24 protein-coding genes are annotated in these 21,901 nt (G+C 71.4%); 9 read left to right on the top strand and 15 right to left on the bottom strand.

The annotated features are described in order from the left end of the window. Window positions 1-64: 64 nt before the first annotated feature. The 6 genes from cysS to QWM81_RS19465 all read right to left on the bottom strand — a co-directional run bounded on the left by cysS (window position 65) and on the right by QWM81_RS19465 (window position 4,854). Entirely contained in the window at window positions 65-1,465 is a 1,401-nt protein-coding gene (cysS, locus tag QWM81_RS19490) for a cysteine--tRNA ligase (RefSeq protein WP_290113407.1), read from the bottom strand. A gap of 70 nt (window positions 1,466-1,535) precedes the next feature. Then, on the bottom strand, window positions 1,536-1,940 hold the full coding sequence (locus QWM81_RS19485; RefSeq protein ID WP_290113406.1) for a PPOX class F420-dependent oxidoreductase: 405 nt from the start codon (window positions 1,938-1,940) through the stop codon (window positions 1,536-1,538). Between the two features lie 168 nt (window positions 1,941-2,108). Beyond that, a complete protein-coding gene (locus tag QWM81_RS19480) occupies window positions 2,109-2,678 on the bottom strand; it encodes a GNAT family N-acetyltransferase (protein ID WP_290113405.1) in 570 nt (189 codons plus the stop codon). Between the two features lie 100 nt (window positions 2,679-2,778). Next, window positions 2,779-3,282, bottom strand: coding sequence for a 2-C-methyl-D-erythritol 2,4-cyclodiphosphate synthase (gene ispF, locus QWM81_RS19475; RefSeq protein ID WP_290113404.1), 504 nt, complete (start codon window positions 3,280-3,282; stop codon window positions 2,779-2,781). Next, window positions 3,272-4,009, bottom strand: coding sequence for a 2-C-methyl-D-erythritol 4-phosphate cytidylyltransferase (gene ispD / locus QWM81_RS19470; protein ID WP_290113403.1), 738 nt, complete (start codon window positions 4,007-4,009; stop codon window positions 3,272-3,274). The genes ispF and ispD overlap by 11 nt, the downstream gene beginning before the upstream one ends. A 362-nt stretch (window positions 4,010-4,371) precedes the next feature. Continuing rightward, the gene (locus QWM81_RS19465; protein WP_003953493.1) at window positions 4,372-4,854 is read right to left on the bottom strand and encodes a CarD family transcriptional regulator; all 483 of its coding nucleotides are present in this window, start codon (window positions 4,852-4,854) and stop codon (window positions 4,372-4,374) included. A 707-nt stretch (window positions 4,855-5,561) separates the two neighbouring features. On the opposite strand from QWM81_RS19465, the gene QWM81_RS19460 reads away from it, so the two are divergent. Then, window positions 5,562-6,248: a copper chaperone PCu(A)C domain-containing protein gene (locus QWM81_RS19460; RefSeq protein ID WP_290113402.1), complete on the top strand. Its 687-nt coding sequence runs from the start codon at window positions 5,562-5,564 to the stop codon at window positions 6,246-6,248. An 84-nt stretch (window positions 6,249-6,332) separates the two neighbouring features. Here the strand turns inward: QWM81_RS19460 and phoP are convergent, their stop codons facing one another. Both phoP and phoR read right to left on the bottom strand, forming a co-directional pair. Further along, entirely contained in the window at window positions 6,333-7,013 is a 681-nt protein-coding gene (gene phoP / locus QWM81_RS19455; protein ID WP_290113401.1) for a two-component system response regulator PhoP, read from the bottom strand. Beyond that, window positions 7,010-8,266, bottom strand: a complete 1,257-nt coding sequence (gene phoR / locus QWM81_RS19450; RefSeq protein ID WP_290113400.1) for a two-component system sensor histidine kinase PhoR — start codon at window positions 8,264-8,266, stop codon at window positions 7,010-7,012. The genes phoP and phoR overlap by 4 nt, the downstream gene beginning before the upstream one ends. Before the next feature lie 200 nt (window positions 8,267-8,466). Here phoR and phoU point away from each other — a divergent pair, with 200 nt between their 5' ends. Together phoU and QWM81_RS19440 are read left to right on the top strand one after the other, a co-directional pair. After that, window positions 8,467-9,147 carry a phosphate signaling complex protein PhoU gene (phoU, locus tag QWM81_RS19445; protein ID WP_290113399.1) on the top strand — a complete coding sequence of 227 codons (681 nt, stop codon included), beginning with the start codon at window positions 8,467-8,469 and terminating at the stop codon, window positions 9,145-9,147. 150 nt (window positions 9,148-9,297) lie between these two features. Continuing rightward, window positions 9,298-9,447 carry a hypothetical protein gene (locus tag QWM81_RS19440; RefSeq protein WP_290113398.1) on the top strand — a complete coding sequence of 50 codons (150 nt, stop codon included), beginning with the start codon at window positions 9,298-9,300 and terminating at the stop codon, window positions 9,445-9,447. Between the two features lie 68 nt (window positions 9,448-9,515). Here QWM81_RS19440 and QWM81_RS19435 read toward each other — a convergent pair whose 3' ends face one another. Beyond that, entirely contained in the window at window positions 9,516-10,274 is a 759-nt protein-coding gene (locus tag QWM81_RS19435) for a phosphoglyceromutase (RefSeq protein WP_290113397.1), read from the bottom strand. A 117-nt stretch (window positions 10,275-10,391) separates the two neighbouring features. Between QWM81_RS19435 and QWM81_RS19430 the strand changes: the two genes are divergently transcribed. Beyond that, window positions 10,392-11,666, top strand: a complete 1,275-nt coding sequence (locus QWM81_RS19430; RefSeq protein ID WP_290113395.1) for an MDR family MFS transporter — start codon at window positions 10,392-10,394, stop codon at window positions 11,664-11,666. 111 nt (window positions 11,667-11,777) lie between these two features. Here QWM81_RS19430 and QWM81_RS19425 read toward each other — a convergent pair whose 3' ends face one another. Both QWM81_RS19425 and mshA read right to left on the bottom strand, forming a co-directional pair. After that, a complete protein-coding gene (locus QWM81_RS19425) occupies window positions 11,778-12,266 on the bottom strand; it encodes a type III secretion system chaperone family protein (protein WP_290113394.1) in 489 nt (162 codons plus the stop codon). Beyond that, entirely contained in the window at window positions 12,259-13,635 is a 1,377-nt protein-coding gene (mshA, locus tag QWM81_RS19420) for a D-inositol-3-phosphate glycosyltransferase (protein ID WP_290113393.1), read from the bottom strand. The genes QWM81_RS19425 and mshA overlap by 8 nt, the downstream gene beginning before the upstream one ends. A gap of 370 nt (window positions 13,636-14,005) precedes the next feature. Here mshA and QWM81_RS19415 point away from each other — a divergent pair, with 370 nt between their 5' ends. The 3 genes from QWM81_RS19415 to QWM81_RS19405 all read left to right on the top strand — a co-directional run bounded on the left by QWM81_RS19415 (window position 14,006) and on the right by QWM81_RS19405 (window position 17,584). Next, window positions 14,006-14,731 (top strand): class I SAM-dependent methyltransferase, encoded by a 726-nt coding sequence (locus tag QWM81_RS19415; protein ID WP_290113467.1) that lies wholly within the window; start codon window positions 14,006-14,008, stop codon window positions 14,729-14,731. 191 nt (window positions 14,732-14,922) lie between these two features. After that, window positions 14,923-16,011, top strand: a complete 1,089-nt coding sequence (locus tag QWM81_RS19410) for a C40 family peptidase (RefSeq protein ID WP_290113392.1) — start codon at window positions 14,923-14,925, stop codon at window positions 16,009-16,011. A gap of 256 nt (window positions 16,012-16,267) precedes the next feature. Continuing rightward, a complete protein-coding gene (locus tag QWM81_RS19405) occupies window positions 16,268-17,584 on the top strand; it encodes a PP2C family protein-serine/threonine phosphatase (protein ID WP_290113391.1) in 1,317 nt (438 codons plus the stop codon). A 154-nt stretch (window positions 17,585-17,738) separates the two neighbouring features. On the opposite strand, the gene QWM81_RS19400 is transcribed toward QWM81_RS19405, so the two are convergent. The 4 genes from QWM81_RS19400 to QWM81_RS19385 form a co-directional block, all read right to left on the bottom strand. Next, a complete protein-coding gene (locus tag QWM81_RS19400) occupies window positions 17,739-18,083 on the bottom strand; it encodes a DUF2516 family protein (RefSeq protein ID WP_290113390.1) in 345 nt (114 codons plus the stop codon). A gap of 143 nt (window positions 18,084-18,226) precedes the next feature. Then, entirely contained in the window at window positions 18,227-18,826 is a 600-nt protein-coding gene (locus tag QWM81_RS19395) for a hypothetical protein (protein WP_290113389.1), read from the bottom strand. A 25-nt stretch (window positions 18,827-18,851) separates the two neighbouring features. Then, window positions 18,852-19,256 carry a helix-turn-helix domain-containing protein gene (locus QWM81_RS19390; protein ID WP_290113388.1) on the bottom strand — a complete coding sequence of 135 codons (405 nt, stop codon included), beginning with the start codon at window positions 19,254-19,256 and terminating at the stop codon, window positions 18,852-18,854. A gap of 59 nt (window positions 19,257-19,315) precedes the next feature. Beyond that, complete coding sequence (locus tag QWM81_RS19385; protein ID WP_290113387.1) at window positions 19,316-20,089, bottom strand: GbsR/MarR family transcriptional regulator; 774 nt, start codon at window positions 20,087-20,089, stop codon at window positions 19,316-19,318. Window positions 20,090-20,310: 221 nt separating this feature from the next. On the opposite strand from QWM81_RS19385, the gene QWM81_RS19380 reads away from it, so the two are divergent. After that, window positions 20,311-20,982, top strand: a complete 672-nt coding sequence (locus QWM81_RS19380) for a DUF4097 family beta strand repeat-containing protein (RefSeq protein WP_290113386.1) — start codon at window positions 20,311-20,313, stop codon at window positions 20,980-20,982. A gap of 30 nt (window positions 20,983-21,012) precedes the next feature. Beyond that, a partial coding sequence (locus QWM81_RS19375) for an ATP-binding cassette domain-containing protein (protein ID WP_290113384.1) occupies window positions 21,013-21,901 on the top strand: 889 nt, incomplete at its 3' end.

Raw genomic sequence — 21,901 nt, 5'->3', positions numbered from 1 at the left:
CGTGAAGAATTGAGGTGCTGCGTACGTATATATGAAGTGTGTATATGAAGTGTGCCGCGAGTGCTCAGCGCGCGCCGAGCGTCCAGCGCGGCCCTTCGGGGCTGTCCTCGATGACCAGGCCGGACTGGCTCAGCTGGTCCCGGATCGCGTCGGCCGTCGCCCAGTCCTTGCGGGCGCGGGCCGCTTCGCGCTGGTCGAGGACCATGCGTACGAGACTGTCGACGACGCCGTGCAGGTCCTCGCCGCGGTCGGCCTCGCCCGCCCAGTGGGGGTCGAGCGGGTCCAGGCCGAGGACGCCGAGCATGGCGCGGACCTCGGCGAGGCGCGCGACGGCGGCTTCCTTGTCGTCGGCGGCCAGGGCGCTGTTGCCCTGGCGCACGGTGGTGTGGATGATCGCCAGCGCCTGCGGTACGCCCAGGTCGTCGTCCATCGCCTCGGCGAAGGCGAGCGGCACCTCGGGGGCGGGCTCGACGGCGCCGCCGGCCTTCTCGACGACCCGCTGCACGAAACCCTCGATGCGCGCGAACGCCGACTCGGCCTCGCGCAGGGCCTCCTCGCTGTACTCGATCGTCGACCGGTAGTGCGGGGTGCCGAGGTAGTAGCGGAGCACGATGGGGCGCCACTGCTTGACCATCTCGGAGACCAGCACCGAGTTGCCGAGCGACTTCGACATCTTCTCGCCGCTCATCGTCACCCAGGCGTTGTGCACCCAGTAGCGGGCGAAGTCGTCGCCGTACGCCTTGGCCTGCGCGATCTCGTTCTCGTGGTGAGGGAAGACCAGGTCGAGGCCGCCGCCGTGGATGTCGAAGGCGGAGCCGAGGTACTTGTGCGCCATCGCCGAGCACTCCAGGTGCCAGCCGGGGCGGCCGCGGCCCCACGGGGTCTCCCAGTCGGGCTCGCCGGGCTTGGTGGCCTTCCACATGGCGAAGTCGCGCGGGTCTCGCTTGCCGGTGATGCCCTCTTCGGCGGGCTGGCGCAGCTCGTCGATGTCCTGGTTGGACAGCGCCAGGTAGCCGGGGAAGGAGCGGACGTCGAAGTAGACACTGCCGTCCGCCTCGTAGGCGTGGCCGCGCTCGATGAGGCCGCGCATCATCTCGACCATCTCGGTGATGTGGCCGGTGGCGCGCGGTTCGTAGGTGGGCGGGAGGCAGCCGAGGGCCTCGTAACCGCTGGTGAAGGCGCGCTCGTTCGCGTACCCGATCGCCCACCAGGGGCGGCCCTGCTCGGCGGACTTGGCGATGATCTTGTCATCGATGTCGGTGACGTTGCGGATGAACGTCACGTCGTAGCCGCGGTGGGCGAACCAGCGGCGCATGATGTCGAAGTTGAGTCCCGACCGGATGTGCCCGATGTGCGGGGCGGCCTGCACGGTGGCGCCACACAGGTAGATCGAGACGCAGCCCGGCGTGAGCGGGATGAAGTCGCGGACCTGCCGGGCGCTGGTGTCGTACAGACGAATAGTCACCACTCCAGGGTAGTGGGCGCATGGCAGTGCCCCGCGCCGGTCCGGCGAACGCGGGGCACGGCCGAGCGGTTCAGATGTTTCCGACGATCTTGTGCGGGGTGACGCGGACGACGACGCGCTGCCCGTCCTCGCGCGAGGACGGGTTGAACTCGGCGTACTTCTTGCCGGTGTATTTGAGCGACAGCTCGTCGATGAGTTCGTCCCCGCCCTCGGTGGTGAGCTGGGCGGTGCCGCGGATCTCGGCGTAGGTGTACGGGGCGTCGAAGGGCTGGAGGAGGACGGTCACCCGCGGGTCGTCGCGCAGGTTCCGCTCCTTGCGCCGGCCGACGGTGGTCGAGATCAGCACCTCGTCACCGTCGCGTTTGACCCAGACCGGGGAGACCTGGGGGTGGCCGTCGGGCTGGATGGTGGCGATGCTGACGAAGACGGCGCTGTCGAGCAGCGCCTTGAGGTGTTCGCTGAGTACGGCGGGCATGGGGGCCTCTCTCTCGCGTCGTCGGCCTCGGGGGGCGCCTCCGGACGGCTGCGGACGGCTGCACGGCTGCGGACGGCTCTGGTGACACGTACTCGATGCTTCCTGCCCGAAACGCCCGGAGCCCCGATCCGGCCGCGGGTTCGCGCGTACGGAGCAGAGGGCCGCCGGTCAGCGGGCGGGGGTGGGGGCGGGGGCGGGCAGCGGCAGTTCGAAGTGGATGATGCCCTGTCCGCCACCGGGCAGCTCCCGCTCGTCGCACACCTCGCGGGCCAGTGACCGCCAGAAGGGCTCCGCGCCCGGCACGGCGGGGTCGGTGTGCAGGTAGAGCGCCTGGTAGCCGCCGGTGCGGGCGACGAAGTCGCACAGCTCGCGCACGAGGGCCCGGGCCAGCCCGTGGCGGCGGTGCTCGGCGCGGACGTAGAGACGGCACAGCTGGGCGGTGGTCCCGGACGGGTAGCGGGCGGCGACCTCGGGCGGATTGGGCGGCGCGGCGGGTCCCCGGTCCCGTACGGCGCCGGTGGCGACGATCCGCCCGGTCGCCAGGTGCTCGACGACCAGCAGCGTGCACCGCCCGGGGCGCAGGTAGGCGCCGTCGAGGTCGATGATGTCGGCGTGCCAGTGCGGTACGTAGCCGGAGGCGAGGTCGCCGTAGACGGTGTCGAGCATCACCGCTCGCGCCCCGCCCACGTCCCCGGGCCCTGCCGTGCGCATCTCGTACCCGGCCGCGACCGCCGACATGGGCCTTCCTCCCTCATCCGCACCTCTTCCGTCACACCAGCGTAAATGCGACCTGTGCGCAATAAGGAGCCAGGTGGTGGTCGTCGTGCTGGTGGTGGCGTCAGGTGGTGCCGGTGCGTACGAGGAGGGCGGTGGCGATCGCGGCCAGCCCCTCGGCCCGGCCGGTCAGCCCGAGCCCGTCCGTCGTCGTCCCCGACACGGACACGGGCGCGCCGGCCGCCGCGCTGAGCGCCTTCTGCGCCTCGTCGCGCCGCTTGCCGATCTTCGGGCGTACGCCGATGACCTGCACCGCGATGTTGCCGATCTCGAAGCCCTCGGCCCGTACGATCCGGGCGGCCTCGGCGAGCAGCGTGACACCGGACGCGCCGGACCACTCGGGGCGTGAGGTCCCGAAGTGCGCGCCGAGGTCCCCGACACCCGCGGCGGAGAACAGCGCGTCGCAGGCGGCGTGGGCGGCGACGTCGCCGTCGGAGTGCCCGGCCAGGCCGTAGCCGTCGGCGTCGTCCCAGAGCAGGCCCGCGCACCACAGTTCGCGGCCCTTCTCGAAGGCGTGGACGTCGGTGCCGATCCCGACCAGGGGGATGTTCACGGCGTCAGAAGCCATCGGTGACCCTCCTGCGGGCGAGGACCGCCTCGGCCAGGACGAGATCGAGCGGCCGCGTCACCTTGAACGCCTCCTCGTGCCCGGGCACGACCACGACCGGCTCGCCGAGCTGCTCGACCATGCTCGCGTCGTCGGTGACGTTGCCGGTGACCGTCCGGTGTGCGCGGAGAAGCGTGTCGCGGGCGAAACCCTGCGGGGTCTGTACGGCGCGGAGTGCGGCCCGGTCGGGCGTGGCGAGGACCGGCTCGGGCTCGCCCTTCTCGCGCGGCTCGACCTGCTTGACGGTGTCGGCGAGCGGCACGGCGGGCACGACGGCGACGGCTCCGTCGCGTACCGCCTCGATCACCGCGTCGACGGTGTCGACCGGCACGAGCGGGCGGGCCGCGTCATGGACGAGAACGGTGGCGATGTCGTCGGGCAGCGCGTCCAGGCCGAGGCGGACGGACTCCTGCCGGGTCTCGCCGCCGGGCACGACCAGGTAGTCGGTGCGCTCGGGCAGGGCGTGCGCGTCGAGGAGGTTCTTGACCTCGGCCGCGCCCTCGGGCGGGGCGACCACGACGACGAGCGAGACCGCGCGGGAGGCGGCCATGGCGCGTACCGCGTGGATGAGCATGGGCGTGCCGTTCAGCGCGCGGAGCGCCTTGGGCGCGCCGGGGCCGAGCCGTACGCCCCGGCCGGCCGCGGGGATGACCGCGGCGGTGCGGGCGGGGGGTGCTGCGTCTGACATCGGTTGCACTCCGGCAGGTTTGTTGAGTCGGCCGAGATGGGTATGGCCTGGGCGTACCCCGTGCTCGCAGAGCTTGGGGCAGTGCCGGGCGCGCGACGCCGGGCGTGACGCCTTGACCGGACCCTTCCGTGACCACTGGTTGAGCGGTTCACGCCGACGCAGCCGCCGGGCGTGCACACGGGACGTACGTACGGTACGTACGCATCCGACGTGGCGACGCGACCGAACGGCATGGCCCAATCCGTCCGGACATGCCGCAGCGCCCGGCGACGAAGCTGTCTGTCACAGCATGTCAGCGGGCACCGCGGCATCGCTTCACATCAAGCGCCTCGCGCTTCACGTCAGCGGCTACGCGCTCCGTGTCAGGACGCGAGGACCTCGTCGAGCAGGGCCTCGGCCTTGTCTTCGTTGGTGTTCTCCGCGAGCGCGAGCTCGCTGACCAGGATCTGTCGCGCCTTGGCGAGCATGCGCTTCTCACCTGCGGACAGACCGCGCTCACGCTCGCGGCGCCACAGGTCACGCACCACTTCGGCGACCTTGATGACGTCGCCGGAGGCGAGCTTCTCGAGATTTGCCTTGTAGCGACGAGACCAGTTCGTCGGCTCCTCGGCGTACGGCGCGCGCAGTACCTCGAAGACCCGGTCCAGTCCGTCCTGACCGACCACATCGCGAACGCCGACGAACTCCGCATTGTCCGCTGGCACACGAACCGTCAAGTCGCCCTGGGCGACCTTGAGCACCAAGTAGGTCTTGTCCACGCCTTTGATCTGGCGAGTTTCGATGGCCTCGATCAGCGCGGCCCCGTGATGGGGATAGACCACGGTGTCGCCAACCTTGAACGTCATGTGACAGGTACCCCTTCCGTGGCTATCCAGGGTAACACGGAAACGGCTTCTTCTGAATGGCGTTTTCGCAGGTCAGGGCATATCTCGGGGCTTGACAACAGCAACAGGAACGTGCTGCGGAGGGCTTCCGGAGGGGGGTATTCGCAGGTCGGAGCGGCTGTACGGGCGGGGAGAAACGCGCACGTCGCGCGCATCCGGAGGTCGGCAGAAGGTGCCGAATGCCCCAATTTGCCGGGTTCCATGTGATGAACTTCCCGTACTCCGTTCGGACGCCGGTCACTCGTACGGACGGATGCCCGGAACATTCCCGAATTGATCAGGTGGCGGGCCTCGTGTTGATCGCGTGTTGACCGTGCGGGAGCGAGTGGGCTATTCGGCGAGGAATGCGTGGCCGCCGCGGAATTGATCAAGGGATTGAGTGAACACGGGACGAAGTACGGGGATCGGCGGGGCGGCCGGCGCGGGCACCCCGGCCCCGATACGGGGCTGGGGGCGGGCCGGGTGCGGGGCGGGCGGGAGGGGTCGGTAACCTGAGCGCGCCGACTGATCCTCAGCCGATCCTCAGCGATCTCCGTGATCTCAGTGGTCTCCGTGATCTCACTGATGTCACTGATCTCAGCCGATCGATCGTCAGGTTCGGTCGGAGAGTCATCACAGACCGTGCCCGTCCGCCCGCCCGTCCGTACGTCCTAGGAGTTGCCGCCGCCGTGAGCCGCAGCCTTCGACGCGGCGCCCTCGCCGCCACCGCCATCGTGTTCTCGATCGCCTCGCTCTCCGCCTGCGGTGCGGGCAACGACGCCCAGACCCTCGGCGTCAGGCCGGACAACGCCGCCGCCACGGTCGGCGACATCAAGATCCAGAACGCCACGGTGATCACGCAGCCGAAGCCCGACGCGGCAGGCCCCGCGGTCGTGACGGGGATGCTCTTCAACGACGGCTCCACGGCGGAGACCCTGGAGACGATCGAGCTGCCGGGCACCAAGGTCCAGGTCAAGCTGACCGACGCGGACGGCTCCGGCCCCATCACCGTCCCGGCCCACGGCTCGGTGCTCCTCGGCGGCAAGGGCAACGCCTCCGCCGTGATCGAGAAGGGCAGCGAAGCGGTGAAGGCCGGCGAGGCCCAGGAAGTCGTCTTCCGGTTCAGCGAGACCGGTGACGTGAAGCTGAGGGCGTTCGTCGTCCCGGCGACCAGCTACTTCGCGGGCTACGGCCCCGCCGACCTGCCCGAGCCGCCGGCCGGCACGCCCACCGGCTCCCCGAGCGGCAGCCCGGCCGACAACACCCCGGGTGCGCCGGCGGACGGCGGCGAGGCGTCGTCCAGCCCGTCGGACGCCGCCCCGCCGGACGCCACCCCTTCGGACTCGGCCTCGGCGTCGCACGGCGCGGGTCACTGACCCACCCCGTACGTACGGCGAGGGGCGCCCCACCAGGTGGTGGGGCGCCCCTCGCCGTAGGTCCTGAGCGTCTGCCGCTGCGGCTTACGGCTCGAACTTGTAGCCCAGGCCACGGACCGTGACCAAGTACCTGGGGGCGCCCGGGTCCGGCTCGATCTTGGCGCGCAGGCGCTTGACGTGGACGTCCAGCGTCTTGGTGTCGCCGACGTAGTCCGCGCCCCAGACGCGGTCGATCAGTTGCATGCGCGTGAGCACCCGGCCCGCGTTGCGCAGCAGCATCTCCAGCAGGTCGAACTCCTTCAGCGGCAGGTCGACCTTGCCGCCCGCGACCGTGACGACATGACGGTCCACGTCCATCCGGACCGGCCCGGCCTCCAGGGCCGCCGGGGCGACCTCCTCCGGCTCGCCGCGGCGGCGCAGCACCGCGCGGATGCGGGCGACGAGCTCGCGGGACGAGAAGGGCTTGGTGACGTAGTCGTCGGCTCCTATCTCCAGCCCGACGACCTTGTCGATCTCACTGTCCTTGGCGGTCACCATGATGACCGGGACGTTCGAACGGCCGCGCAGCTGACGGCAGACCTCGGTGCCGGGCAGGCCCGGCAGCATGAGGTCGAGCAGGACGAGGTCGGCGCCATTGCGCTCGAACTCGTCGAGCCCTTCGGGCCCGGTGGACGCGACGGCGACCTCGAAGCCTTCCTTGCGGAGCATGTAGGACAGGGCGTCGCTGAAGGATTCCTCATCCTCGACGACAAGCACTCGGGTCACGGAAGGACCTCCGGGGCGGTGAGCGGTTCGTTGGTGGTGTGGTCGTGGTGGGACCGGGAAGAGCGGTCCCGTCCGGCGCCGGCCTCGGGAAGCCGGAGGGTGAAGGTGGAGCCCTGACCCTCGGTGCTCCACACCGTGACCTCCCCGCCGTGCGAGGCGGCCACATGCTTGACGATGGCCAGGCCCAGTCCCGTACCTCCGGTGGCGCGGGAGCGGGCCGGGTCGACGCGGTAGAAGCGCTCGAAGATGCGCTCCTTGTCCTTGTCGGGGATGCCGATGCCCTGGTCGGTGACGGCTATCTCGATCTGTCCCCCTCGGCCTTCGGCCTGGGAGGTGCCCCCACCGCCGGGCGCGGTGATCCGGCGGGCGGCGATGCCGACGCGGGTGTGGGCCGGGGAGTAGTTGACCGCGTTCTCGACGAGGTTGCCGAGGGCGGCGGCGAGCTGGCCGCGGTGACCCCATACATGCAGGTCGGCGGTGCCTCCGGCGGCCATGGTGATCTGCTTGGTGGAGGCGGTGTGCCGGGAGCGGTCGATGGCCTCGGCGACCAGTTCGTCCACGCGTACGGGCTCGGCGTCGTCCAGCGGGTCGTCGTTCTGGACGCGGGAGAGGTCGATGAGCTCCTGGACGAGGTTGGTGAGCCGGGTGGCCTCGATCTGCATGCGGCCCGCGAAGCGCATGACGGCCTCGGGGTCGTCGGAGGCGTCCATGACCGCCTCGGACAGCAGGGACAGCGCACCGACCGGGGTCTTGAGCTCATGGCTGACGTTGGCGACGAAGTCGCGCCGTACGGCTTCGATACGGCGGGCCTCGGTGAGGTCCTCGACCAGGAGCAGGACGAGGCGGGAGCCGAGGGGGGCGACGCGGGCGGAGACGGCGAGCGCTTCGCCGCGGCCGGTGCCGCGCCGGGGAAGGTCCAGCTCGACCTGCCGTATCTCGCCGTCGCGGCGGGTGTCGCGGGCCATCTGGAGCATCGGCTCGACGGCGAGCTTGCCGCCGCGGACGAGCCCGAGCGCGTACGCCGCGGAGCTGGCCTTGACGACGGAGTCGCTCTCGTCGAGCACGACGGCGGAGGAGCGCAGCACGGACAGGACCGTGTCCACGCCGGGCGGCAGTACCGCGTCCGTGTGGAGGGAGGTCCTGGTGGGTCTCGCCTGGTCGCGCTCGCTCCAGCGGAACGCCAGCATGGCGATCACGCCGGTGCACGCCCCGGCGATCGCTGCCAATGCGGCGACCGCCGCGTTCACGTCCATGCATCCAGGTTATGCGTGGCCGCTGACACTCTCCCAGCCGTCCGGGGGCGTACTCGAACAGTCGTCGCCCAGAGTTCACCGAGGGGATAGTGACGGTTCACTTGTGAGGGAGGCCCCGGACTTTTTGGACTCGGACCGTGGGAGCGTAGGGGCCCGAGCCCACCCGGACCCCTGAGGTTCGCACTGAGAGAGGGACATCCATGCGGGACGCGTACCACGAGGAACTGGACTCGATCGGCGAGGGCCTGGTCGAAATGGCCCGGCTGGTCGGGTCGGCGATCGGGCGCGCCACGACGGCGATGCTCGACGCGGATCTGAAGCTGGCGGAGGCCGTGATCGCCGCCGACCAGAAGGTCGACGACCTCCAGCACGACCTGGAGGCCCGCGCGATAGCCCTGCTGGCGCGCCAGCAGCCCGTCGCGACGGATCTGCGGATCGTGGTGACCTCGCTGCGGATGAGCGCGGACCTGGAGCGCTCCGGCGACCTGGCCCAGCACGTCGCGAAGCTGGCCCGGCTGCGCTTCCCGGACACGGCGGTGCCGCAGGACCTGCACGCCACGATCCTGGAGATGGGGCAGCTGGCACAGCGGCTGATGGCCAAGGCGGCGGAGGTCATCATCACCAAGGACGTCGACCTGGCGCTCCAGCTGGAGCACGACGACGACGAGATGGACCGGCTGCACCGGACGCTCTTCCAGCACCTGATGGACGACCGCTGGAAGCACGGCATCGAGACGGCCGTCGACGTCACCCTGCTGGGCCGCTACTACGAGCGCTTCGCCGACCACGCGGTCTCGGTGGCCAAGCGCGTGGTCTACCTGGTCACGGGCGAGCATGCCGACGAACTCCAGCAGTCGGAGGCCCCCGTCGAGGGCGCCTGACGCAGGGGATCGCGGGGCGCCGCCGTGAGACGAGGCCCCGTTCCTGGGGGCGTGAGCCCTGGGGGCGGGGGCTTCCGTGCGCCGTTGATGCGCCCTGACGGGTGGGCATCCAATGGGGGCAGGCGACGTACGCCTTCGAGGAGGTACCCCATGGCCGACGACCCCATGACCCACCCCCAGCAGGAAGTGCCCGTCGAAGTGGTCCGCCTGCCCGTGCTGGGCGCCTGCGGCTGCGGCTCCGGCTGCGGCTGCGGCTGCCAGTCGGGCGCGCCGTGCCAGTGCGGCGGCTGCTGCGGCTGACCGCCGGACCGTACGCAAAAGGGCCCCGTCCACACCATGGGCGGGGCCCTTCCGGCGTCAGCAGGGGGCTACTTCTTGCCCTGGTTCTTGACCGCCTCGATGGCAGCCTTCGCCGCCTCGGGGTCCAGGTACGTGCCGCCCGTGGTGAGGGGCTTGAAGTCGGCGTCCAGTTCGTAGACCAGCGGGATGCCCGTGGGGATGTTCAGGCCCGCGATGGCCTCGTCCGAGATGCCGTCCAGGTGCTTGACCAGCGCGCGGAGGCTGTTGCCGTGGGCGGCGACCAGGACCGTGCGGCCGGCGAGCAGGTCCGGGACGATGCCGTCGTACCAGTACGGCAGCATGCGGACGACGACGTCCTTGAGGCACTCGGTGCGGGGGCGCAGCTCCGGCGGGATCGTGGCGTACCGCGCGTCGCCCGCCTGGGAGAACTCGTTGTCGTCGGCGAGGACCGGCGGCGGGGTGTCGTACGAGCGGCGCCACAGCATGAACTGCTCCTCGCCGAACTCGGCGAGCGTCTGCGCCTTGTCCTTGCCCTGGAGCGCGCCGTAGTGGCGCTCGTTCAGGCGCCAGGAGCGGTGGACCGGAATCCAGTGGCGGTCGGCGGCCTCCAGCGCGAGCTGCGCGGTGCGGATGGCGCGCTTCTGGAGGGAGGTGTGCAGCACGTCGGGGAGCAGACCGGCGTCCTTCAGCAGCTCACCGCCGCGGACTGCCTCCTTCTCGCCCTTCTCGGTGAGGTTGACGTCCACCCAGCCGGTGAACAGGTTCTTCGCGTTCCATTCGCTCTCGCCGTGGCGGAGGAGGATCAGCTTGTACGGTGCGTCGGCCATGCGTACGAGATTAATGGACGCCGATGACAGTTGACGGGCCGCGTCAATTCAATGGCTTCCGGGCCCCGAGCCCTTGTAAGTTCCGGTCAGCGGGCCAGGCACTTACAGGGGGTACGGATGTCCATCGCCATGCTCAAACGGGCGGCCAAGGAGAGCGTTTCGGGGCTTCCCCGGGAGTTCTGGTGGCTGTGGACCAGCACCCTGGTGAACCGGCTCGGCGCCTTCGTCGCCACCTTCATGGCCCTGTACCTGACCCTGGAGCGCGGCCACTCCGCTTCGTACGCGGGTCTCGTCGCCTCCCTCCACGGGCTCGGCGGGGTCATCTCCTCGCTCGGCGCCGGCGTGATGACCGACCGGCTGGGGCGGCGGCCCACGATGCTGATCGCCCAGTCCTCGACGGCGGTCTCCGTGGCCGTGCTGGGCTTCATGCAGCATCCGGTCGCGATCGCCGCCGTCGCCTTCGTGGTGGGCGCCGCGTCCAGCGCCTCACGGCCCGCCGTACAGGCCATGATGGCCGACATCGTCCGGCCCGAGGACCGCCTGCGCGCCTTCTCGCTCAACTACTGGGCGATCAACCTGGGCTTCGCCCTCTCCTCCGTGGGCGCCGGCTTCCTCGCCGAGTACAGCTACCGGGCCGGCTTCATCGGCGAGGCCGTACTGACCCTGGCGTGCGCGGTGCTGGTCTTCGTCAAGCTCCCCGAGTCGCGTCCGGAGCCGGGGCCGGCCGCCCCGGGGAAGGCCGCCGAGCCGGAGGTCGGCATGGGGACCGTGCTGCGCGACGGGCGGTTCATGGGGGTGGTCGGGCTGTCGTTCCTGATCTCGCTGATCTTCCAGCAGGGGTACGTGGGCCTGCCGGTCGCCATGGGCGCCGACGGGTTCAGCGCCGCCGACTTCGGCCTCGTGATAGCCGTCAACGGCGTCCTGATCGTGGTCCTCCAGATCCCGGTCACCCGCTACATCGAGCACCGCGACCCGCGCCGCCTGCTGATCGTCTCCGCGCTGCTGGCCGGCTACGGGTTCGGGCTCACCGCCTTCGCCGGATCGGTCGCCGTCTACGCGCTGACCGTCTGCGTCTGGACGCTCGCCGAGATCGTCAACGCGCCGACCCAGACGGGGCTGGTCGTCCGGCTCTCCCCGGTCCACGGGCGGGGGCGCTACCAGGGGGTGTACACGACGTCGTGGTCCGTCGCCGCCCTGATCGCCCCGCTGCTGTCCGGCTGGGTGATCGACCGGTTCGGCGCCGGGTGGCTGTGGGGCGCGTGCGCGGTGCTGGGAACGGTGGCGGGGCTCGGCTACTGGCTGCTGATGCGGGAACTGCGGGAGGAGCCGGAGCTGGAGGCGGAGCCGGGGACCACCGCCGCGGCGCCGTCCCGGGAGGCGGTCAGCGCCTGAGGGCGCGCTCTGCCTCGTACAGGTTGTGGGGGCGTACGGCGACGGGGGTGCCGTACGCCTCCACGCGCGCGTGGAGGGGGCGCGCTCCCGGGTCCGGGAGGCGGCCTCGCGCTATGCGCTGGGCCTGGTCAGGTGGCTGAACGCGGAGAGGTTGCGCGTGGACTCGCCACGGGACACGCGCCAGGCGTACTCCTTGCGGATCGCCGTCGCGAAACCCAGCTCCAGGAGCGTGTTGAACGCGCCGTCCGCCGCCTCCAGGACCGAGCCCAGGAGCCGGTCCAGCTCCTCGGGGGTCACCGCCGCCAGCGGGAGCTTGCCGGTCAGGTAGATGTCGCCGAGGCTGTCGACCGCGTACGACACCCCGTACAGCCGCAGGTTCCGCTCCAGCAGCCAGCGGTGGACGCCCGCCTCGTTCTCGTCGGGGTGGCGGATCACGAAGGCGTTCAGGGACAGCGAGTGGTTGCCGAGCCGCAGCGACAGCGTGGTGGACAGCTTGCGCGTACCGGGCAGGGTCACGACGTACGTGCCGGGCTGCGGGGACTCCCAGGTCAGCTCGGCGTCGGTCAGCGAGGACTCGATGATCTTCCGGGCGTCAGCCATGACGCGAGCGTACGCCACGCCGGTCGTCGCGGCGGCGGTGGTCGTGCATGGCCTCGGTGTACACGTCCGCCGTCCCCGACGCCGCCGTGTCCCAGCCGAACGACCGGGCGTGCCGGGCGGCCGCCTCGCCCAGGCGGCCGGACAGCGACGGGTCGGCGACGAAGCGGCGCAGCGCCGCGGCGTAGTCCACCGGGTCGTGGCCCCGCACGAGGAACCCGGTCGAGCCGTCCCGGACGGCCACCGGCAGGCCGCCCACCGCCGCCGCGACGACCGGCGTGCCGGCCGCCTGCGCCTCGATGGCGACGAGCCCGAAGGACTCGCTGTACGAGGGCATGACCAGCACGGACGCGGCCCGGAACCAGTCGGCCAGTCGCTCCTGGTCCACCGGCGGGTGGAAGCGTACGACGTCGGCGATGCCCAGCCGGGCGGCCAGCTTCTGCAGGCCCTCCGGCTTGGCGAGGCCGCTGCCGCTCGGCCCGCCGACGACCGGCACGAGCATCCGGGACCGCAGCGACGGGTCCTCGTCCAGCAGCAGGGCGGCCGCGCGCAGCAGGATGTCCGGGGCCTTGAGCGGCTGTATGCGTCCCGCGAAGACGGGGATGAACGCGTCGGCCGGCAGCCCGAGCCGGGCGCGCGCCGCCGCCCGCCCGTCGCCCGGCCGGAACCGCTCCAGGTTCACGCCGGGGTGCACGACCGCGACCTTCGAAGGCTCCGCCTCGTAGAAGCGGACGAGCTCGTCGGCCTCCTCCGCGGTGTTGGCGATCAGCCGGTCGGCCGCCCGCACGATCTGCGTCTCGCCGATGACCCGCGCCGCCGGCTCGGGGGTGTCGCCCTCGGCCAGGGCGGCGTTCTTGACCTTGGCCATGGTGTGCATGGCGTGCACGAGAGGGACGCCCCACCGCTCGGCGGCGAGCCAGCCGACGTGGCCGGAGAGCCAGTAGTGGGAGTGGACCAGGTCGTAGTAGCCGGGGCGGTGCCCCGCCCAGGCCCGCATGACACCGTGCGTGAAGGCGCACAGCTGCGCGGGCAGCTCCTCCTTGGCGAGCCCCTCGTACGGGCCGGCGTCCACGTGCCGTACGAGCACGCCCGGCGCCAGCTCCACGGCCGCGGGCAGCCCGCCCGCGCTCGCCCGCGTGAATATCTCGACCTCGACGTTGATCGCGGCCAGGCGTTTGGCGAGCTCGACGATGTAGACGTTCATGCCTCCCGCGTCGCCCGTGCCGGGCTGGTGCAGCGGAGAGGTGTGCACGCTCAGCATGGCGACCCGGCGAGGCACCCGCGCCCGGCCGGGGAGCCGGAGCCGGTGGGGTGCGGCGAGCCGGTGCGGCGCCGCCAGGGTGCCGGCGAACCGGGACACGTACTGGCTCACGTCGGCGGTCCTTCCGCTGGTGGGGCAGAGGCGGGGCGTTCGGGCGTCCCTCAGTCAGGACGCTTTCCGGCATGACGAACGGAGGCCACGCGGGCGACCCTGCACGCGCTCCTCCAAGCAGCCACAACAGCGCGGCGCTCCCCTTCATTTCCGCTTTGCCAATTCATTACGTGGGGCGGGAGGCGTACGGAGCCACGGCAGCGCACCGCTTACGCTCGTCCCCATGCCCCCGCGCACCACCCGCCCCGCCGGGCCCCTCCCGGCCGGGACCCGTCCCGCCGGAACCCATCCCGCCGGAACCCGCCCCGCCGGGACCCGCCCCCTCGGCACGCCGACCCGCGGGACCACCAACCCCAACCGCCTGCGCCGCATGGACCGCTGGATCGCGGCCGTCCACGGCGCGGCGCTGCGCCGCAGCGAGCGGCCGCCCACGGCGGTGGACCTCGGGTACGGGGCCGCCCCGTGGACCGCCGTCGAGCTGCTGGAGCGGCTGCGTACCGCCGATCCGCGCGCCCGGGTCGCCGGGGTCGAGATCGACCCGGCGCGGGTGGCCGCCGCCAGGCCGTACGAGCGCGAGGGCCTGACCTTCGTACACGGCGGCTTCGAGGTCCCGGTGGACGGCGCGCCCGCGCTGATCCGGGCGGCGAACGTGCTGCGCCAGTACGACGAGGGCCAGGTCGCGGCCGTCTGGGCGCGGCTGTGCGCGCGGCTCGCGCCCGGTGGACTGCTGGTGGAGGGGACATGTGACGAGATCGGGCGGCGCCATGTGTGGGTGGCGCTGGGGCCCGAGGGTCCGCGGACGGTGACGTTCGCGACGCGGCTGGGCTCGCTGGACCGCCCTTCGGACCTGGCGGAGCGCCTCCCGAAGGCGCTGATCCACCGGAACGTCCCCGGCGAGCCGGTGCACGCGTTCCTGCGGGACTTCGACCGGGCGTGGGCGGCGGCGGCTCCGTACGCCTCGCTCGGCGCCAGGCAGCGGTGGATCAGGACCGCGCGGGACCTGGCCGGCGACTGGCCACTGGTGGACGGCCGGCGGGGGTGGCGGCAGGGCGAGGTCACGGTCCGGTGGTCCGCGCTCGCGCCCGGCGCCGCGTGAGCGGGAGTCGGCCCGTCACCACCTGAACGAGGGCCGGGAACGCACCGCGACGATCTTTCGTCTGGTGGGTGGGAGCGGGGGGACCGTCAGCCCCTGCCGCAGCCTCTGTCGCTTTCGCGACGGTCGTGGCACCATCTCCGAGGCATCCGCAAGTTACTGACGGTAAATCAGATGAGAAGCTGGGGGAGTACGTGAACCGACGCCGCCGCGCCACCGCCGCGATCACCGTGGTCTGTGCGATGACCGTGCTCGTACTGGCGTCGCCGGTCCCGGCGGCATACGCGGCGCCGATGCCCCTTCCCCCCGCTCCCCCCGCCCCTCCCGCCGGCGCGGTCGGCAAGAGCCTCGAAGAGGTACGCGCGGAGATCGACACCCTCTACCGCCAGGCCGCTTCCGCCACCGACGCGTACAACCTCGCCGACGAGCAGGCCAAGAAGCAGTCGGCCGAGATCGTCGAGCTCGCGCAGGCGATCGTCGACGGCCAGGCCCGTATCGAGGACCTGAAGAACCGGGCCGGCGCGGCCGCCCGCGCCCAGTACCGCAACGGCGGCATACCCGACGGCGCCCAGCTGGTCCTCACCAACGACCCGCAGCTCTTCCTCTCCGGCGTGGGCCGCATCCAGCAGGGCCAGAAGGCCACCAAGGACCTGCTCGCAGAACTGCACCAGAAGCAGGCCGACTTGGAGACGTACACCAAGGACGCCAGCGCGCACCGGACCAGCCTGGAGGCCACCCGGGCTCAGCAGGCCAGGACGAGGAAGCAGATCGAGACCAAGATCGCCGCCGCGGAGAAGCTGGAGTCGCAGCTGGCGGCGGAGGAGCGTGCGCGGCTGCTGGCGCTGGAGCAGGACGAGCAGAGCAAGGCGCAGACGGCGTGGCTCGGCTCCGGTGTGCTGACGGGGATCGGCGGCAGCGCCAGCGCGCAGGGCAGGAAGGCGGTCGAGTTTGCGACGGCGCAGATCGGCAAGCCGTATGTGTGGGGCGCCGAGGGCCCGGGGTCGTACGACTGCTCGGGGCTGACGTCACAGGCGTGGGCGGTGGCCGGCAAGGGCATCCCGCGCACCTCGCAGGAGCAGTGGCGGCTGCTGCCCCGGATCGACGTCAAGGACATGCGGCCGGGCGACCTGATCATTTACCACGCGGACGCCAGCCATGTGGGCATGTACATCGGCGACGGGGCGATCGTGCACGCGCCGAGGCCGGGACGGAGCGTGACGGTGGCGGGGGCGGGCTCGATGGCGATCCTCGGGGTCGTACGCCCGGACAAACAACCCATTTAAGACCCCGGTCACATGGACATGGCAGCCCTGGTGGCTCGCCTGCCGGATACGTCCCGAGATGTGATGGGGCCAACAGCGGACGCGTGATGTTCGTCATGACCGAGTGCCCAACTACCTCCCCTGGCGCGGCATATGCCATCCGGTCTTCGCTGATCACCATTCCGTTCGGCCGCCGGGGACCGCTATGGTCCCCGTCTGGTGGTGTGTCGACCGACGCACCACCGCGCCCTCGGGGGGAGGGAAGGAAACCGAACCGATGCCCGTACCCGTACCGCGACAGCGGGTGAACACTCCAAGCAACGCCGTCGTCGCGGAGAACGCCGGGAACACGGACCTCACTCTTCTGGTGATCGAGGATGACCCGGCGGGCACCTTCACCGTTCCGGAACTGATCGACGCGTCCGGCACCCGGGTCCGTATCCGTACCGCCCGCAACCTCACCGGGGCCGAGCGGCTGCTCACCGACGACGTGCACTGCGTGCTCGTCGACCTCGCGCTGCCCGCACCACAGGCGGACCGGCCGCACGCGGACGTGCCGCCGGGCACGCCGCCCGGCTCGCTGCCGGACGCGCCGTACGGCGACCGGCTGGCGACGCTGCGCCATGTGCTGCGCCTCGCGCCGCGCCACGCCGTGCTCGCGCTGGCCACGTCGGGCGAGCCGGAGCTGGCCGCCGAGGCGGTACGCGCGGGGGCCCAGGACCACCTGTTCCGGGAGGAGCTGGACGGGCCGCTACTCATCCGCGCCATCCGGTACGCCGTGGAACGCAAGCGCGCCGACTCGGTCCAGGTCAAGCTGGCCGAGTCCCGGCTGCGGGCCCAGGAGAACGCCCGCCTGGAGCGGGGCCTGCTGCCCACGCCGCTGCTCCAGGGCTCCGACCTGCGGTTCGCCGCCCGCTACCGGCCGGGCCGCTCACGCGCCCTGCTGGGCGGCGACTTCTACGACACGGTGCGTACGCCGGACGGGACCGTCCACGCCATGATCGGCGACGTGTGCGGACACGGGCCGGACGAGGCCGCGCTCGGCGTGGAGCTGCGCATCGCGTGGCGGGCGCTGACGTTCGCGGGGCTGTGCGGCGACGAACTCCTCTCGACCCTCCAGCAGGTGCTGGAGCACGAGCGCGAGAACGAAGAGATCTTCGCGACCCTCTGCACGGTCGACATCGCGCCGGACGGGCGGCGGGCCGGGCTGTGCCTGGCCGGCCACCCCTCGCCGCTGATAGCCCGGCAGGGCCGGGCGGCACAGCTGCTTCCGTACGAGGACGGCGGCCCCGCGCTGGGGCTGCTGCCGCGCGCCCGCTGGCCGCGCCGCCAGGTGGAGCTGGGCGGCTCGTGGAGCCTGATGATGTACACGGACGGCCTGATCGAGGGCCGCTCGGCGGGACCGGGCTCGCCGCGGCTGGGCCAGGACGGCATGGTCGAGATGGTCAACCGCCAGCTGGCGCAGGGCCTGGGCGGCGAGGAGCTGCTGGAGGCCGCGGTGGCGGAGGTGCGGGAGCTGAACGGCGGGGAGCTGACGGACGACGTGGCCGTGCTGCTCCTGGCCCGCGACCGGGCGCCCGCCGGGCGCCGCTGAAGCACGCCGCTGAATCACGCGGCTGAATCACGCGGCTGGTGCGCGCCGCCCCAAGAGGCCGTCCCAGGAGCTCCCTGGAGGCCGCTCCAGGCACCGCCCCCAAGAGGCCGTCCCAGTAGGCCGCCCCTGGAAGCCGCTCCTTCAGGCCGGGGGGCTACCGTCCGCCGTTGTAGGGGCCGTACGGCCCGTCGCTGCTGGAGCCGCCGCCGTGTCGTTTGCCGCGGCCGCCGCCGGACACCTGCTGAAGGGCGGGCCGTACGTCGACCATGAACACGATGGAGGCGACGAGCCCGGCGATCTGCAGGAACAGCATCGGTACGAGCAGGTTCACCGCGACCGTGACGCCCAGGATGATCAGCCAGAACATCTTGGTCTGCTTGTCGGCGGCGCGGTAGGCGTCCTCGCGTGCCGTCGCCGCGATGAACAGGGCGACCACGGCGAGCAGGAGCATCGCGAGGTTGAGCAGAAAGAGAAACGTGCCGAATCCTGCGAGCAGCATGCTGAGCACCGCCTAGTCAGTGAGTGAAGCGCCTCGCGGCCAAGGTACCCGTACAACGTCCGGGCCATCCCGAATGTGCCCGGCGCGCAGGGGGTGTCCCGGGCCCTGCCCGGCCCGGAACACCCCCTCAACGCCGCCTGGGCCTACTTGTCGGACGGCGCCGTCTTCTTCGCCGCCGGCTTGCGCGGGGCCGGCGTCGGGGCCGAGGCGGGGGCCGGGCCCGGGGCCTTCTTCGCCGGGGCGGTCCTCTTGGCGGCCGGTGCCTTCGGCTCGTCGGCCTTCGTGTCCCCCGCCTTCTTCGGCGCCGGCTCCGGCTCGACGGCCACGGCGATCTCGGTGATCTCATCGGCGGCCTCGCCGCGCCAGATCCGCACGGCCTGCTCACCGTGCTCGGCGACCTTCTCGTACGTCTCGCGCGCCTTGACCGCGTACTCGGCCGCGACGCCGACGCTGCGCAGCGCGAAGTCCTGGGCGGTCTCGCCCAGCTTCTTCAGGTCCGTGTCCAGGGACCCGAACACCTCGGTGACCTTGGCCTGGACGGTGGCCTGGGCCTCCTTGGCCTGGGTGCTCACCTTCTCCTGCACGACCTTCGGGTCGGTGTTGCGTACCGCGTCGATACGCGCCGGCGCCTCGGCGGCGATCTGCTCGATCAGGCCGGGCACCTTCTTGGCCTGCTTCATGGCGAGGTCCGCCGTACCGGCGGCGAAGTAGAGGGGCGTACGGAGTTCTTCGATGATGGCCACGTCTGTGGTCCTCCCGGATCGCGGTTCAGAGGTCGGGTGAGGTGCCGTCCTCGGTGGTGTCATCGGCGCCTCTCGTCTCCGTATCGAGCCCGTTCTCCTTGCGGAACGAGTCGTAGATCTGGAGCAGCACCTGCTTCTGGCGCTCGTTGATCGAGGGATCCGCGAGGATGACGGCACGCGTCTCGATCTGCTCGCGCTCCTGCTCGTCCAGGATCCCGGCCCGCACGTACAGCGTCTCGGCGGAGATCCGCAGCGCCTTGGCGACCTGCTGCAACACCTCCGCGCTCGGCTTGCGCAGCCCGCGCTCGATCTGGCTCAGATACGGATTGGACACCCCCGCGGCATCGGCGAGCTGACGCAGGGACAGCTGCGCATTGCGCCGCTGCTCGCGCAGGTACTCACCGAGATTGCCGACGTTGAGTGATGCCATACGTCGATGGTGCACCCTCCTGCTAACTTTTGCAAGCAACCGCTTGCAAAAGTGTCACCTCACGATGGCCGGCTATCGCCACCGCGATTCGGACGCGGCTCGGCAGTGGCACCTGGGGGCGTTTTCGCTTTCGTGTGGAAAACGTCGCGGGCCTGCTCCGCGGCCCGGGTGACGCTCTCGCTGACGAAGTCGACGAAGCGGGCGACGCTCTCCAGGCGGGTGGCGGCCGGGGTGTCGGGGCCGAGGATGCCGACGCCCTGCCGGGCGATCTCGACGAGCTGGGCGTTGGACCGGGCGCTGGCCATCATCGCCTGGTACCAGACGTCGTCGTCGACGACGTAGCGGTCGCGGCGGCGTTCGTCGCGTTCCCGGCGGACGACGCCCCGGCTTTCGAGGTACGCGATCGCTTTGGAGACGGACGCCGGGCTGACCTGGAGGTGCTGGACCAGTTCGGACGCGGTGAGGCTGCCCGCGTCGGTGGTGTAGAGGCAGACCAGCACCCGGGCCATCATCTTGGGCAGGCCCGAGCGCATGAGGACGGTGGTGAACGCCTCCTCGTACTCGCGCACGGCCTCGGCGTCGCGTCCGTGGGCCCGCGGGGGCGTCTCCGCTCCCCGGGGCGCGACCCGCTTGCGCCGGTGGGCGCGGCGTTCGGTGGCGCGGTGGGCCAGGTCGGCGCGGTAGGCGGTGGGGCCGCCGTTCCGCATCACCTCACGCGTGACCGTCGAGGTCGGACGGTCGAGACGTCGGGCGATCTCCGCGTAGGCGAGGCCGTCGGCCAGTCCCAGCGCGATCTGCTGGCGTTCCTGCTGGGTGAGCCTGCCTCCCGGCATCGCGTTCTCCTTCGTTCTCCTCGGTGCCTCCAGCATAGCCTTCACCGTCAACTCATTGCAACGATCAGACGGGCCGCCGTTGCGTTAAATCCAGAAACATTGCAACGATTTCGCGGCGCTGAGCTGCGGTGACGTCGCTTCTGCGCAACAACTTTATTGAGCGATCCACGAATGCAACGTAGCGTTTCCTATATCGGAAACACGATTCGAAGGAGCGCGCGATGCAGAAGTTCGACACCCCCGCCCCGATCTCCGCCGTCCTCGACATCCCCGCGGGACGCATCCGGTTCATCGCCGCCGACCGGGCGGACACGGCGGTCGAGGTCCTCCCCGCGGACGCCTCGAACGGCCGCGATGTGAAGGCGGCGGAGCGGACCGAGGTCGCATACGGCGACGGCGTCCTGCGGATCGGTGCCGCACCGGCGAAGAACCGGATCCTCGGCAGCTCCGGGTCCATCGAGGTGACCATCCAGTTGCCCGCCGGTTCCCAGGTCGAGGTGAAGGCGGCCAGCGCCGAGTTCCGGGGCGTCGGACGGCTCGGCGACGTCGCCTTCGAGGGCGCGCAGGGCTCGGTGAAGCTCGACGAGGCCGCGAGCGCCCGCCTCACGCTCCTCGCCGGCGACGTCTCGGTCGGCCGCCTGGGCGGGCCCGCGGAGATCAGCACCCAGAAGGGCGACATCCACATCGCCGAGGCCGTGCGCGGCACGGTCGTGCTGCGCACCGAGTCCGGCGAGGTGTCCATCGGCGCCGCCCGTGGAGTCTCCGCCTCCCTGGACGCCGGCACCGCCCACGGCCGGATCCACAACGCGCTCAAGAACACCGACGGCGCCGCCGCCGGCCTGACCATCCACGCGACCACCGCCTACGGCGACATCAGCGCCCGCAGCCTGTAGAACCCGCGGCCTGTAGAAGGAGCACCCACCATGACCGACTTGGCCATCGCGGCGAACGGGCTGCGCAAGTCCTACGGCGACAAGGTCGTGCTCGACGGCGTCGACCTGGCCGTCCCCGAAGGAACGATCTTCTCCCTGCTCGGCCCGAACGGCGCCGGCAAGACCACCGCCGTCAAGATCCTCTCCACCCTGATCAGCGCCGATGACGGCGTGATCCACGTCGGTGGCCACGACCTCGCCGCCGACCCGCAGGCGGTCCGCGCCGCGATCGGCGTCACCGGGCAGTTCTCCGCCGTCGACGGCCTGATCACCGGCGAGGAGAACATGCTCCTCATGGCGGACCTGCACCACCTGTCCAAGCGCGAGGGGCGGCACGTCGCCGCCGAGCTGCTGGAGCGCCTCGACCTGGTCGAGGCCGCGAAGAAGCCGGCCTCCACCTACTCCGGCGGCATGAAGCGCCGCCTCGACATCGCCATGACCCTGGTCGGCGACCCGAGGATCATCTTCCTCGACGAACCGACCACCGGCCTCGACCCCCGCAGCCGCCACACCATGTGGCAGCTCATCCGCGACCTCGTCACGGGCGGCGTCACCGTCTTCCTCACCACCCAGTACCTGGAGGAGGCCGACCAGCTCGCCGACCGTATCGCCGTGCTCAACGACGGCAGGATCGCCGCCCAAGGCACCGCCGGGGAGCTCAAGCGGCTCATCCCCGGCGGGCACGTCCGGCTCCGCTTCACCGACCCGGCCGCGTACCGGAGCGCCGCCTCCGCGCTCCGCGAGGTCACCCGCGACGACGAGTCGCTGTCGTTGCAGGTCCCCAGTGACGGCACCCAGCGCGAGCTGCGCTCCATCCTCGACTGGCTGGACTCGGCCGGCATCGAGGCCGACGAACTGACCGTGCACACCCCCGACCTCG

The organism is Streptomyces ficellus (genome assembly GCF_030406405.1).
GTDB classification, from domain to species: domain Bacteria; phylum Actinomycetota; class Actinomycetes; order Streptomycetales; family Streptomycetaceae; genus Streptomyces; species Streptomyces ficellus_B.
This window is presented reverse-complemented; position numbering and strand designations above follow the sequence as displayed.

Excerpts from the sequence above, each read along its gene's own strand:
- QWM81_RS19485 (WP_290113406.1), bottom strand. The coding sequence starts at position 1,940 with ATGCCCGCCGTACTCAGCGAACACCTCAAGGCGCTGCTCGACAGCGCC.
- QWM81_RS19480 (WP_290113405.1), bottom strand. The coding sequence starts at position 2,678 with ATGTCGGCGGTCGCGGCCGGGTACGAGATGCGCACGGCAGGGCCCGGG.
- ispF (WP_290113404.1), bottom strand. The coding sequence starts at position 3,282 with ATGGCTTCTGACGCCGTGAACATCCCCCTGGTCGGGATCGGCACCGAC.
- ispD (WP_290113403.1), bottom strand. The coding sequence starts at position 4,009 with ATGTCAGACGCAGCACCCCCCGCCCGCACCGCCGCGGTCATCCCCGCG.
- QWM81_RS19465 (WP_003953493.1), bottom strand. The coding sequence starts at position 4,854 with ATGACGTTCAAGGTTGGCGACACCGTGGTCTATCCCCATCACGGGGCC.
- phoR (WP_290113400.1), bottom strand. The coding sequence starts at position 8,266 with ATGGACGTGAACGCGGCGGTCGCCGCATTGGCAGCGATCGCCGGGGCG.
- phoU (WP_290113399.1), top strand. The coding sequence starts at position 8,467 with ATGCGGGACGCGTACCACGAGGAACTGGACTCGATCGGCGAGGGCCTG.
- QWM81_RS19440 (WP_290113398.1), top strand. The coding sequence starts at position 9,298 with ATGGCCGACGACCCCATGACCCACCCCCAGCAGGAAGTGCCCGTCGAA.
- QWM81_RS19435 (WP_290113397.1), bottom strand. The coding sequence starts at position 10,274 with ATGGCCGACGCACCGTACAAGCTGATCCTCCTCCGCCACGGCGAGAGC.
- QWM81_RS19430 (WP_290113395.1), top strand. The coding sequence starts at position 10,392 with ATGTCCATCGCCATGCTCAAACGGGCGGCCAAGGAGAGCGTTTCGGGG.
- QWM81_RS19425 (WP_290113394.1), bottom strand. The coding sequence starts at position 12,266 with ATGGCTGACGCCCGGAAGATCATCGAGTCCTCGCTGACCGACGCCGAG.
- QWM81_RS19415 (WP_290113467.1), top strand. The coding sequence starts at position 14,006 with ATGGACCGCTGGATCGCGGCCGTCCACGGCGCGGCGCTGCGCCGCAGC.
- QWM81_RS19405 (WP_290113391.1), top strand. The coding sequence starts at position 16,268 with ATGCCCGTACCCGTACCGCGACAGCGGGTGAACACTCCAAGCAACGCC.
- QWM81_RS19400 (WP_290113390.1), bottom strand. The coding sequence starts at position 18,083 with ATGCTGCTCGCAGGATTCGGCACGTTTCTCTTTCTGCTCAACCTCGCG.
- QWM81_RS19390 (WP_290113388.1), bottom strand. The coding sequence starts at position 19,256 with ATGGCATCACTCAACGTCGGCAATCTCGGTGAGTACCTGCGCGAGCAG.
- QWM81_RS19385 (WP_290113387.1), bottom strand. The coding sequence starts at position 20,089 with ATGCCGGGAGGCAGGCTCACCCAGCAGGAACGCCAGCAGATCGCGCTG.
- QWM81_RS19380 (WP_290113386.1), top strand. The coding sequence starts at position 20,311 with ATGCAGAAGTTCGACACCCCCGCCCCGATCTCCGCCGTCCTCGACATC.